The following is an 11,368-nucleotide window of genomic DNA, read 5'->3' as shown; positions in this document are numbered from 1 at the left end:
GCGCGCAGTACCCGCCCACCCCGGGTCGAATCTGCTCGAGACTCGGAGGTGTCGACGCCAACCATGGTTCTCCTCGCGCGATAACTGGGCATACTCGATCCCCCTACGGTATTGCGTGTGCGAACGTCGCCGGCAGCCGGCGTTCTCGGCGGCTACCGGCGTCCACTCACCTGGGACTGACGCCCTCGGTCAGATCGCGCACCTCGGCGTATCGTTCTCGAACCGCGGGGGTGGGGTCGGCCTCGTACGTGTGTGCCGGTGCCTGCGCCCAGGTCGGCGGTGCGCTGGTGCCCGCCAGCGTCCAGGCCGCCTGACGCGCTGCACCGTCGGCGACGTATTCGCCCGGCTCGGGCACGATCACCGGAACGCCGAGGATGGCCGGTGCCAGTTCGCGTAGCGCAGCAGATTTCGCGCCGCCGCCGATGAGCAGCACCCGCGTGGTCTCCACACCTTGCCCGCGCAGGTGGTCGATACCGTCGGCCAGCCCGCACAGCAACCCTTCGACAGCCGCGCGAGCAAGGTGGCCCGGCGTCGAATTGTCCAGTCGTAGTCCATGAATCGCACCGGACGCATCGGGACGATTGGGGGTGCGTTCACCCTCGAGGTAGGGCACCAGGACCAGGCCCTCGCTTGCCGTCGACAGCGCCAACCGCGACAGCTCGTCGTGGTCGACGCCCAACAGACGCGCGGTGGCATCGAGGACGCGGGCGGCATTGAGCGTGCACACCAGCGGCAGTTGACGGCCGGTGGCATCGGCGAATCCGGCAACCAGACCCGAACCATCCTGTGCTGCAACCGAAGTCACAGCCGATACGACCCCGGAGGTGCCCACCGACACGAGCACGTCACCGGGCTGTGCGTCGAGCGCCAGTGCTGCCGCCGCATTGTCGCCGGTGCCCGGTCCGATCAGCGCCCCGGACTGCGTGCGGCCGATCGCCTCGTTCGGTGCGGCCACCCGTGGCAGCAGCGGAGTGCGGCCACGAAACCCCATCTCCAGCAGATCTGTTCGGTACTCGTCGGACGCGGCCGAGAAATATCCGGTGCCGCTGGCGTCACCACGATCGGTGGCCAGCGCGTCGAGGCCCGATGCGCCGCCGAGCTGCCAACTGAGCCAATCATGGGGAAGGCAGACCGCTGCGGTTCGATCGGCGTTGTCGGGTTCGTGATCGGCAAGCCACCGCAATTTCGCCACGGTAATTGCGGCCAGAGGTACCACCCCGACCGCCTCTGCCCAGGCCTGTCGGCCGTCGACGCCCGACTTCTCGCCCAATTCGGCAACGAGATCCTCCGCGGCCTGCGCCGACCGAGTGTCGTTCCACAGCAATGCCTCGCGCACCACGGCTCCTGCGTCGTCGAGGCAGACCATGCCGTGCTGCTGCGCACCGACCGAGACAGCATCGACGTCCTCGAGGCCCCCTGCGTCGGCGACGGCCTGGTCGAGCGCGTCCTTCCATCGCTGTGGGTCGATCTCGGTGCCGTCCGGGTGACCGGCTCGGCCCTGACGGATCAGCTCCCCCGACTCGGCGTCACGAACGAATACTTTGCACGATTGGGTGGAGGAGTCGATTCCGGCAACGAGAGCCACGGTGAGCTGGTCCTTTCCTACGCAAGTGTGACCTACGACCCTACCCGCGGGTCGAGGTCTACGTCCGCGACGAGGGTGCGGGCGTAGGCGATCGCCTGCGGCGTGGTGTCGAAGCTGCGTCGCACATCGTCGCCTCCGGTGGCGAAGACACCCAGCGCGGTGAGGGGACGCAGGTGTTCGGGTTTGGCTCCGGAGATGAGCACCGTGATGCCACGGTGCTCGAGTTCGCTGATCGCGTCCTCGAGGACGATGGCTCCGGTGGCATCGATCGTGCTGACTCGCGACATGCGCAGGATCACCACCTGCACGTCCGAGACGTCGGCGAGTTCGAGCAGGAAACTGTGCGCGGCACCGAAGAACAATGCGCCGTCGATCCGGTAGGCGACGATGTGCTGCCGAAGCAGCTCACCTTCTTCCGCAGAGACCGCGTCGAGTGCGTCCAGCGGAACCTGTTCGACCGTGGCCGATCGCGCGATGGCACGCAGGGCCAGGACAGCAGCGAAGCCGACCCCGACTGCAACCGCGGTGACGAGGTCGAAGACGACCGTGACGAGGAAGGTTGCCGCCATCACTGCGGTGTCTGCTCCGCTGGCGCGGGTGATCGCCAGGATGGACGCGGTCTCGACCATGCGGACCGTCGTCGCGAGAAGAACTCCCGCCAAGGCGGCGAGCGGGATATCGGCCACGAGTCCAGCGGCGGCGTACATGATCGCGGCCAGGATCAGAGCGTGTGTGAGTGCCGCGAGCCTGGTCCGAGCCCCGGACCGGACGTTGACGGCCGTGCGGGCAATGGCACCGGTAGCGGGAACGCCGCCGAACAGCGGTGCGGCGATATTGGCGAGCCCCTGCCCGAACAATTCGCGGTCGGGATTGTGCCGCGCGCCGACGCCCATCGAGTCCGCGGCCGTCGCGGAGAGCAAGGACTCCAGTGCCGCCAGAGCGGCGACGGCGAATGCGGGGGCCACCAGCGTGGTCAGGTCGCCGAGGTGCAGGAAGCTCAGAGTCGGGACGGACAACGAGGACGGAATCGCGCCGATCCGGGCGATATCGAGGTCGAACAGTCGAGTGGCTACCGTCGCGGCCGCCACCGCAACCAGCGAGAACGGAATCTTGGGTACCAGACGGCCGCCGACAAGCATGACGACCGCGACCGCCAGCGCGACAGCGGGGCTCAGCACGCTCGCGTGTGAGACGAACGACCGTGCGGCGTCGAACGCGGACTGCCACACCTTCTCGCCTCGGGCGTCGGTGATACCGAGCGCGGCCGGAATCTGCTGCAGCGCAATGACAACCGCGATCCCGGCCGTGAATCCTTCGATGACCGGTGCCGGCATGTAGCGCACAGCTCGGCCGATGCCCGCCACCGCGAGCACCAGCAGGACGACCCCGGCCATCAATCCGACAGCCAGCACACCCGTCGGGCCGTACTCGGCGACGATCGGCACGAGCACCACCGTCATCGCCCCGGTGGGCCCTGAGATTTGGAACCGCGAGCCGCCGAACACTGCGGCGACGACGCCTGCAACGATCGCCGTCGTCAGCCCCGCTGCAGCTCCGAGTCCTGTGCTGACACCGAAACCGAGCGCCAGGGGCAGGGCGACCAGAGCCACGACCAGGCCGGCGAGAAGGTCCGCACCGGGTGCCCGGAACGCGGGTTTCCATTCACTCCACCGAGGCAGGAGTGCCGTCATGGCCCCGAGTGTTTCGCTCGTACGGGTGTGGCTCGTCGGATCGGGCATGCGGTGGCCTCTGACTACTATTGGTTACCTTGTCTATTTGATTGCGAAGTTTAGTAAGTAATGAATCAGGAAGACAGGGTGCAGGCCGTCACACCTGGTGCGGTCAGGTCACGAACGCGGTCCGGACTCACCGTCCAGCAACTCGACCTGGTTGGCCACCACGCCGGTCAGTATCTCCCGCGCCACCACCAGTAGGTCCGCCACCTTCGGTGACGTCAATTCGTACGACACCGACAAGCCTTCCCGAGTGCCCACGATGAGACCGGCACGGCGCAGAATCGACAGCTGCTGCGACAGATTCGCCGGCTCGATACCCACTTCCGGAAGCATCTCGGACACCGCATGTTCGCGCTCGCTCAACAACTCGAGCACTCGAATACGTGCAGGGTGGGCCAACGTCTTGAAGAAGTCGGCTTTCATGCGGTACAGCGGTCGGCTCGAATCCGAGACCATGTCATCCTCCCGGGTCGCCCGCCAGCGGAGCGCCTACTTGCGAACACTAGCAATCAGCCGATGCGACCTGCCTACCGACGCCGAAACTCCGCTACCTTCACTCCCATGCGCGGAGAACCCGACGAGTCGACCGACTTCAGACTGACCGTGGCCACAGCGGCCCTGGACTTGTTCTCGGTCAAGGGCTACGAATCGACGACGGTCGACGACATCGCCGGAGCGGCAGGCATCTCCCGACGGACGTTCTTTCGCCAGTTCCGCGCCAAGGAAGACGTCGTCTTCGCCGATCACGAGATCCTGCTCGAGCAGGCAGGCGCATTCCTCGCATCCAACGAGGGCGATCCCTGGCATGCGGTATGCGACGCCGCCCAACTGGTGTACGAGCGATTCTCGGACTGGAAAGAGATGTCACGCCTGCGCTACCAGGTGGTCCACCGGATTCCGGCCCTGCGCGACCGCGAGATCGTCACCGTCTTCCGCTACGACCGACTCTTCGTCGAGTACCTCCAGAGCGTCCTCCCCGATCATCCCCACCTGGAAATTCTGCAGTTCTCGGCCTCGGTCACCGCCACCCACAACTACATCCTCCGGCGAATGATCCGCGACGGACTCCCGACGTCCGTCGACGATCTGCGGTCTGCGCTGGCGCAGGTACGAGCGCAGTTCCTGGGCGAGATCGTCGTCGCGTCGTTCCCGCGGGGAATGTCCGTCACCAAGGTGCTCGACGCATTGGCCGATCACACAACCGACTGACCGACCCGTTCGAGTGGCACTCAGTGCCGCCATTTGGCAACAAGCCCTTGAACACGGCCCGATTGCGTCGTACAGTGGATACACCCTTGGCACTGAGTGCCCTATCTCGTCAGTGCTGACCCCTAGATTCAAGGAGTGTGGCCGATATGGCCGGAAATCCCGACTTCGATCTGTATCGATCGCCAGAGGAGCACGACGAACTTCGTGCAGCCATACGTGCGCTCTCGGAGAAGGAGATCGCCCCGTACGCCAAAGAGGTGGACGAGGACTCGCGCTTCCCCGAAGAGGCACTCCAGGCCCTCAACGCCTCGGGCTTCAACGCCATTCACGTTCCCGAGGAGTACGAGGGCCAAGGTGCCGACTCGGTCGCGACCTGCATCGTCATCGAAGAAGTCGCTCGTGTCTGCGGTTCGTCCTCGCTGATCCCCGCGGTCAACAAGCTCGGCACGATGGGCTTGATCCTCAAGGGCTCCGAGGAATTGAAGAAGCAGGTCCTGCCGTCACTCGCCGGTGGCGCGATGGCCTCCTACGCCCTGTCCGAGCGCGAGGCAGGCTCCGACGCCGCGAGTATGCGCACCCGGGCCAAGGCCGACGGCGACGACTGGATCCTCAACGGCTCCAAGTGCTGGATCACCAACGGCGGCAAGTCCGATTGGTACACCGTCATGGCCGTCACCGATCCCGACAAGGGCGCCAACGGCATATCCTCGTTCATCGTGCACCGCGACGACGAGGGATTCGTCGTCGGCCCCAAGGAGAAGAAACTCGGAATCAAGGGCTCGCCCACCGCCGAGCTCTACTTCGAGAACTGCAAGATCCCCGGCGATCGCATCATCGGCGAACCGGGCACCGGCTTCAAGACCGCCCTCGAAACTCTCGACCACACCCGCCCCACCATCGGCGCACAGGCCGTCGGCCTGGCCCAGGGCGCTCTCGACGCAGCAATCGCATACACCAAGGACCGCAAGCAGTTCGGTACCGCGATCTCGAGCTTCCAGGCCGTGCAGTTCATGCTCGCGGACATGGCGATGAAGGTCGAAGCGGCACGATTGATGGTCTACAGCTCCGCAGCCCGCGCCGAGCGCGGTGAGAAGAACCTCGGGTTCATCTCCGCGGCAGCGAAGTGCTTCGCCTCCGACGTGGCCATGGAGGTCACCACCGACGCGGTACAGCTGTTCGGCGGTGCCGGATACACCACCGACTTCCCGGTCGAGCGCATGATGCGCGACGCCAAGATCACGCAGATCTACGAGGGCACCAACCAGATTCAGCGTGTCGTCATGTCACGGGCGCTGCTCAAATGAGCAACATCGACCTCGTAGGCGTCATCGGCGGCGGCACCATGGGTGCCGGGATCGCCGAGATGTGCGCGCGCTCCGGCAGTTCCGTCATGATCCTCGAGACGAGCCAGGCCACCGCAGACGCGGCCCAAGCGCGCCTCGACAAGTCCTTCGCCCGCGCCGTCAAGTCCGGCCGCATCGAACCCGACGCAGCCGAGAAAGCCCGCGCCGCAATCACGTTGACGCTCGATATCAACGATTTCGCAGACCGCGACCTTGTCGTCGAAGCGGCACCGGAGATCGAATCGCTCAAACTCGAGCTGTTCGGCAAGCTCGATTCCATCGTCAAACCCGAGGGAATCCTGGCCACGAACACCTCGTCGATCCCGGTCATCAAGATGGCCAATGCAACGAAGCGTCCCGACAAGGTCGTCGGCGTGCACTTCTTCAACCCCGTGCCGGTGCTCCCGCTGGTCGAGATCGTCGTCAGCCTGCTCACCAGCGAAGAGACCGTCGCCGCTGTCACCGACTATGCGGGAAACACGTTGGGCAAGAAGACGATCCGCGCCGGTGACCGCGCAGGCTTCATCGTCAACGCGCTGCTCATCCCGTACATGGTCTCGGCCATCCGCATGCTCGAGTCCGGGTTCGCCAGTGCCGAGGACATCGACGAGGGCATGGTCAACGGATGCGCGCATCCCATGGGGCCGTTGCGTCTGACCGACACCGTCGGCCTCGATGTCACCCTCGCCGTAGCCGAGTCGCTGTACGCCGAGTTCCGCGAACCCCACTACGCGCCGCCGCCATTGCTGCAGCGCATGGTGGACGCGGGAATGCTCGGCCGCAAAACTGGTAAGGGTTTCTACACGTATTCGTAGTACCCCTCCCATTCCGCGTGAATGGTCCATTCACCTGCACTGGACCCCGTCAGGGCCTGTGAATGGACCATTCACGCGTTCAGGGGTGTCGCCGGAAAGGGCCAACTGTTTGCCACCGACGAAACCGGGAACCCAGAGTGGACCCGGAATCGAGCAGCTGGTTCCTCCTCCACCGTCGACTCAGGTCTGGAGACAGCACTTTCATGTCCGACCAATACACCTTCACCGACCCCGTCACGCAGTACCGTCAGGACGGCTTCCCTGAGCAGCATCAGGATCCGCCCGGTCTGGCGGCAGAACTCGAGCCCCTCGCCGACCACGGCGAGGACAGCTATCGCGGGTCCGGTCGCCTGACCGACCGCAAAGCGCTCATCACAGGTGCCGACTCCGGAATCGGTCGCGCAGCAGCGATTGCCATCGCCCGCGAGGGTGCCGACGTGGTGCTCAACTATCTACCGTCCGAGGAGAAAGACGCTCAGGAAGTCGCTGCGCTGGTTCGCGACGCGGGACGCACGGCCGTCCTGGCTCCCGCGGATCTCACCGACGAGCAGGCCGCGCGCGGAATCGTGCGCACTGCCGTCGACGAACTCGGTGGCCTCGACCTGTTGGTCAACGTGGCAGGCAAGCAGCAGTTCGTCGAGGATCTGGCCGACCTGACGTCCGAGCAGTTCGATCAGACGTTCAAAACCAACGTATACGCACTGTTCTGGATCATCCAGGAAGCAGTCCCGCACATGCCCGCCGGTTCGACGATCGTCAACACCAGTTCGATTCAGGCGTACACACCCTCACCCGGCCTGGTGGACTACGCGACGACGAAGATGGCCATCAACACCATCAGCAAGGCACTTGCGCAGCAGTTGGCACCCAAGGGAATTCGCGTCAATGTCGTTGCGCCGGGCCCGTTCTGGACGCCGTTGCAGGCGGCCGGCGGTCAGCCGACCTCGGCATTGCCCGAGTTCGGCAAGGAAACCCCGCTGGGCCGGGCAGGTCAGCCAGCCGAGATCGCGGGTGCCTACGTGTACTTGTCCTCGGCCGAATCCGGTTACGTCACCGGCGACACGCTCAATGTCAACGGCGGCATGCCGACGCCGTAGTCGACACCCGCTCTGTGTGAATGGACCACTCACACCCGTCTGGGCCCGTGAATGGACCATTCACACCCGTCTGGGTTCTGCGTGAATGGACCACTCACACCCGTCTGGGCCCGTGAATGGACCATTCACACCCGTCTGGGCTCGTGAATGGTCCATTCACACATCGCGAGAGGTCAGTCCTTCGGACCACCCGCCGCGTAGACGACCTGACCCGAGATGAAGCCGGCTCCCTCGCTCACGAAGAACGATGCCAGGTGTGCGATGTCGTCGGGATGTCCGACGCGATTGACCGGGATCTGCGATGCGGCAGCAGCTTTGAAGTCCTCGAACGGCACTCCGACCCGCTCGGCGGTTGCCGCGGTCATCTCCGTTTCGATGAATCCCGGGGCGATGGCGTTGGCGGTGACGCCGAACTTGCCGAGCTCGATGGCGAGGGTCTTGGTGAAGCCCTGCATTCCGGCCTTGGCGGCGGAGTAGTTCGCCTGGCCGCGGTTGCCGAGCGCCGAGGTGCTCGACAGGTTGACGATGCGGCCCCATTTGGCGTCGATCATGTGCTTCTGGACCGCGCGAGTCATCAGGAACGATCCACGCAGGTGCACGCCGAGCACCGAGTCCCAATCCTGCACCGTCATTTTGAACAGCAGGTTGTCGCGGGTGATTCCTGCGTTGTTGATCAGCACGGTCGGTGCACCGAACTCGCTCGCGATGCGATCGACCGCAGTCTGAACGGATTCCTCCTCTGCGACGTTGGCACCGATGGCCACCGCCTGCCCACCCGCGGACTGGATCGCGTCGACGGTGTCGCTGCACGCGGCCTCGTCGAGGTCGACCACTGCAACCCCGAAACCGTCCTTGGCCAGGCGCTTTGCCACCGCGGCACCGATTCCGCGTGCACTACCGGTGACAATGGCCGTCTTGATCTGATCACTCACGAATATCTCCTAGTACGACGCGAACCCGTTTACCTGTCATCTGTTTCTATCAACCCCGGTGCCGCGGTCAGTACGCAGCCACCGCCCCGTCGAGCGCCTTCTGCATGTTCTCTGCCACCACCCGCGTGATATCGATCGGTTTCTCGGGCAACTCGGTGATGGGAGTGTCGATGTAGACGCTCGCCTGCTTCACCTTCGTGGTGGGGCCGTAGCTCAATCCGATACAGATCAACACCGGTTCGACGCCCAGTTTGCGAGCCCGCAAGGCGATGTGGCCGATCCCGCTGCCGACGTGCTGCACTTTGGTTGGATCTTCGAGATTGCAGGTGCCCTCGGGGAACACCGCCAGGTCGTCGCCTCGCTTCATGCGCTCGGCGCTGATGTCCATCATGCGGCCGCCTGCAGCGCTGACGGCACGCATTCCGTGGTTCTTGCCGCGAAAGACGGGGATGCCGCCCATCATGTCGATTCGCCTGCGCTGCTTGGGTTCCTGGAACAACTCGTCCTTGGCCAGCACGCGTGTTCTGCCGATCACCGGACGCAGCGGCGACGACCATGCCGCCGCTGCGAGGGTGTACGGGTCGCTCTCGGTGAGATGGTTGACCGCGATCAGCAACCGGGTGTTGTCGTACACCAGGCGACGCAACTCCTCACGGGCACCGTCGGGATAAGACACCCGAGGGCGGAATCGCCGGGCAAGGGCGGCGTACGCCAGCCTCGCGACGTGACGGTTCTGCTGGTGTCGCAGATAGAAGTCGTACACGGTCACATCGTTGTCGAGAATGACTGCAGGCCGATCCATGAACCGAGCTTAGCCTCACACCCGCGAGGAACCCATAGCTCGGATTCCGACGGCAAGTCCGACCACCGCGGTAGCCACGGCGGCGACCACACCTGCTGTCACGGTCGACCCCGTGAACTCGCCCGCGAAGAGCGCACGCTCGGCATCGACGAGGTACCCGAGTGGGTTGATATCGACGAGGAACTGCATCCATCCAGGAGCGGCGGTGAGCGGAAGCATCGTGCCGGAGAGGATGAGGAGCGGAAACATCAGGGTTTGCTGGATGGACCAGAACACCCAGTCCTGGCCGCGCACAGCCAGAGCCAGCGCGTAGGACAACGCCCCCAGCCCGACGCCGAACACCCCGAGCAACACGATCCCCACGGCCGCGCCGATCGGATGCACCGACAGCCCGAGCGGCAGTGCCACCAGAATTATCAACACGGCTTGAGCGGCCAGCGGCACCATTTCCTTGAACGCACGCCCCACGAGCAGGGCCGATCTCGGCAGCGGGGTCACCAGCATCCGTTCGTGCGAACCCTGCTGCAGCTCGGCCAGCAAGTTCGAGCCCGTCATGGACGTGCCGAAGATGGTGATCATCGCGAGTACGCCCGGCACGAACCAGTCCCAGACGCTGCCACTGCCGAGGCCGGGAACCTCGGTGAGCAGTGGACCGAACAGCGCCAGCAGAATCAGCGGTTGAACGAGACTGAAGATCACCGTGAACGGATCACGCACCATCGGCCGCAGTTCACGACTCATCACCAGCGTGCTTCCTGACAGAACGTTCATCGGAGTTCTCCTGCCGTGCGTGCGAATTCGAGGGACGAGCTGGTCGATGCGGCGCTCTCGCGCAGACTGCGACCGGTGAGGCCGAGGAACACATCGTCGAGAGTGGGTCTGGTCATCTCTGCCGTGCGCACGTCGATGTCGTGAGATCGACTCAGGTGCAACAGCTCCGGGAGGATCACCTCGGCGCGCTCGACCCGGATGTTCAGACGCGAATCCGCGACGGTCACATCCTTGACCCCGGCGACACCGGCGAGCAGGGATGCCAGCGCCGAGGCGTCGGACACGGTGAGGACGATCAGATCGCCCGCCAATTCCGATTTGAGTGCGGCAGCCGTGTCGTCGGCGATGACGGTGCCGTGATCGACGACGATCACTCGCTCGGCCATCGAATCCGCCTCGTCGAGGTAGTGCGTCGTGAGCACGATCGTGGTCCCCATTTCCCGCCGCAGACGCAGGATGTGTTCCCAGAGGTTCGCCCGGCTCTGCGGATCCATGCCGGTGGTCGGTTCGTCGAGAAACAACAGCGGTGGCCTGTGCACCAAGCCCAGGGCGATGTCGAGTCGCCGCCGCTGGCCACCGGACAGCGTCGAGACGGTACGGGCCGCGAGCTCACCGAGTTCGAGAGCCTCGATCAATTCATCAGCGCGACTGCGTGATCGGTGACGCGTCATGCCGTAGCACAGCCCTTGCACCACCAGCTCGTCGCGGACGCGCTGATTGTGACCAGCACCGTTGCCCTGACCTACGTAGCCGAGGCTCCGCCGAACTCGATCCCGATCTCGAGCCACATCGAATCCGGCGATCCGAGCCGAGCCCGACGTCGGGGCGAGCAGCGTGGTCAGCATGCGCAGGGTGGTCGACTTACCGGCTCCGTTGGGGCCGAGCAATGCCACCAATTCGCCCTCGTCGATCGTGAGATCGATGCCGCGAACCGCCTCCACGGTCTTCTTGCCTTGCCTGAAAGTTTTGGTCAAACCCAGTGTTTCGATCATCCGTCGCGCCCCTGTGTCGTATGGATTTTCCGTACGACACAGACGTTAGGAACGATCGCGGTCAAGTTCGGTCCGCGTTGGCCGAG

General features: G+C 64.8%; 11 protein-coding genes. 4 read left to right on the top strand and 7 right to left on the bottom strand.

Translation table 11 applies throughout. The features are described 5' to 3' along the window. Nucleotides 1-166: 166 nt before the first annotated feature. The 3 genes from J1M87_RS02830 to J1M87_RS02820 all read right to left on the bottom strand — a co-directional run bounded on the left by J1M87_RS02830 (nt 167) and on the right by J1M87_RS02820 (nt 3,777). Nucleotides 167-1,585, bottom strand: a complete 1,419-nt coding sequence (locus tag J1M87_RS02830) for a xylulokinase (RefSeq protein ID WP_206487612.1) — start codon at nt 1,583-1,585, stop codon at nt 167-169. A 32-nt stretch (nt 1,586-1,617) separates the two neighbouring features. Beyond that, entirely contained in the window at nt 1,618-3,324 is a 1,707-nt protein-coding gene (locus J1M87_RS02825) for a SulP family inorganic anion transporter (RefSeq protein WP_206487611.1), read from the bottom strand. A 108-nt stretch (nt 3,325-3,432) separates the two neighbouring features. Continuing rightward, nucleotides 3,433-3,777 (bottom strand): helix-turn-helix transcriptional regulator, encoded by a 345-nt coding sequence (locus tag J1M87_RS02820; protein WP_206487609.1) that lies wholly within the window; start codon nt 3,775-3,777, stop codon nt 3,433-3,435. A gap of 105 nt (nt 3,778-3,882) precedes the next feature. On the opposite strand from J1M87_RS02820, the gene J1M87_RS02815 reads away from it, so the two are divergent. From J1M87_RS02815 to J1M87_RS02800, 4 genes are all read left to right on the top strand, one after another. Beyond that, entirely contained in the window at nt 3,883-4,530 is a 648-nt protein-coding gene (locus J1M87_RS02815; RefSeq protein ID WP_206487607.1) for a TetR family transcriptional regulator, read from the top strand. A 137-nt stretch (nt 4,531-4,667) separates the two neighbouring features. Beyond that, nucleotides 4,668-5,834: an acyl-CoA dehydrogenase gene (locus J1M87_RS02810; RefSeq protein WP_206487605.1), complete on the top strand. Its 1,167-nt coding sequence runs from the start codon at nt 4,668-4,670 to the stop codon at nt 5,832-5,834. A 5-nt stretch (nt 5,835-5,839) separates the two neighbouring features. Next, on the top strand, nt 5,840-6,688 hold the full coding sequence (locus tag J1M87_RS02805; protein WP_307830743.1) for a 3-hydroxybutyryl-CoA dehydrogenase: 849 nt from the start codon (nt 5,840-5,842) through the stop codon (nt 6,686-6,688). A 203-nt stretch (nt 6,689-6,891) separates the two neighbouring features. Next, on the top strand, nt 6,892-7,785 hold the full coding sequence (locus J1M87_RS02800) for an SDR family oxidoreductase (protein WP_206487602.1): 894 nt from the start codon (nt 6,892-6,894) through the stop codon (nt 7,783-7,785). 173 nt (nt 7,786-7,958) lie between these two features. Here J1M87_RS02800 and fabG read toward each other — a convergent pair whose 3' ends face one another. The 4 genes from fabG to J1M87_RS02780 form a co-directional block, all read right to left on the bottom strand. Further along, on the bottom strand, nt 7,959-8,717 hold the full coding sequence (fabG, locus tag J1M87_RS02795; RefSeq protein ID WP_206487600.1) for a 3-oxoacyl-ACP reductase FabG: 759 nt from the start codon (nt 8,715-8,717) through the stop codon (nt 7,959-7,961). Between the two features lie 67 nt (nt 8,718-8,784). Beyond that, nucleotides 8,785-9,519, bottom strand: a complete 735-nt coding sequence (locus J1M87_RS02790; protein WP_206487598.1) for a 1-acyl-sn-glycerol-3-phosphate acyltransferase — start codon at nt 9,517-9,519, stop codon at nt 8,785-8,787. 15 nt (nt 9,520-9,534) lie between these two features. Then, on the bottom strand, nt 9,535-10,290 hold the full coding sequence (locus J1M87_RS02785) for an ABC transporter permease (protein WP_206487596.1): 756 nt from the start codon (nt 10,288-10,290) through the stop codon (nt 9,535-9,537). Next, nucleotides 10,287-11,282: an ATP-binding cassette domain-containing protein gene (locus J1M87_RS02780; RefSeq protein WP_206487594.1), complete on the bottom strand. Its 996-nt coding sequence runs from the start codon at nt 11,280-11,282 to the stop codon at nt 10,287-10,289. The genes J1M87_RS02785 and J1M87_RS02780 overlap by 4 nt, the downstream gene beginning before the upstream one ends. Nucleotides 11,283-11,368 lie beyond the last annotated feature (86 nt).

The organism is Rhodococcus sp. KRD162 (genome assembly GCF_017168335.1).
GTDB lineage: Bacteria > Actinomycetota > Actinomycetes > Mycobacteriales > Mycobacteriaceae > Rhodococcoides.
This window is presented reverse-complemented; position numbering and strand designations above follow the sequence as displayed.

What these genes read in the sequence shown, in the direction of transcription:
- J1M87_RS02800 (WP_206487602.1), top strand. Translation starts at nt 6,892, where the DNA reads ATGTCCGACCAATACACCTTCACCGACCCCGTCACGCAGTACCGTCAG.
- J1M87_RS02790 (WP_206487598.1), bottom strand. Translation starts at nt 9,519, where the DNA reads ATGGATCGGCCTGCAGTCATTCTCGACAACGATGTGACCGTGTACGAC.
- J1M87_RS02815 (WP_206487607.1), top strand. Translation starts at nt 3,883, where the DNA reads ATGCGCGGAGAACCCGACGAGTCGACCGACTTCAGACTGACCGTGGCC.
- J1M87_RS02820 (WP_206487609.1), bottom strand. Translation starts at nt 3,777, where the DNA reads ATGGTCTCGGATTCGAGCCGACCGCTGTACCGCATGAAAGCCGACTTC.
- J1M87_RS02780 (WP_206487594.1), bottom strand. Translation starts at nt 11,282, where the DNA reads ATGATCGAAACACTGGGTTTGACCAAAACTTTCAGGCAAGGCAAGAAG.
- J1M87_RS02785 (WP_206487596.1), bottom strand. Translation starts at nt 10,290, where the DNA reads ATGAACGTTCTGTCAGGAAGCACGCTGGTGATGAGTCGTGAACTGCGG.
- J1M87_RS02825 (WP_206487611.1), bottom strand. Translation starts at nt 3,324, where the DNA reads ATGCCCGATCCGACGAGCCACACCCGTACGAGCGAAACACTCGGGGCC.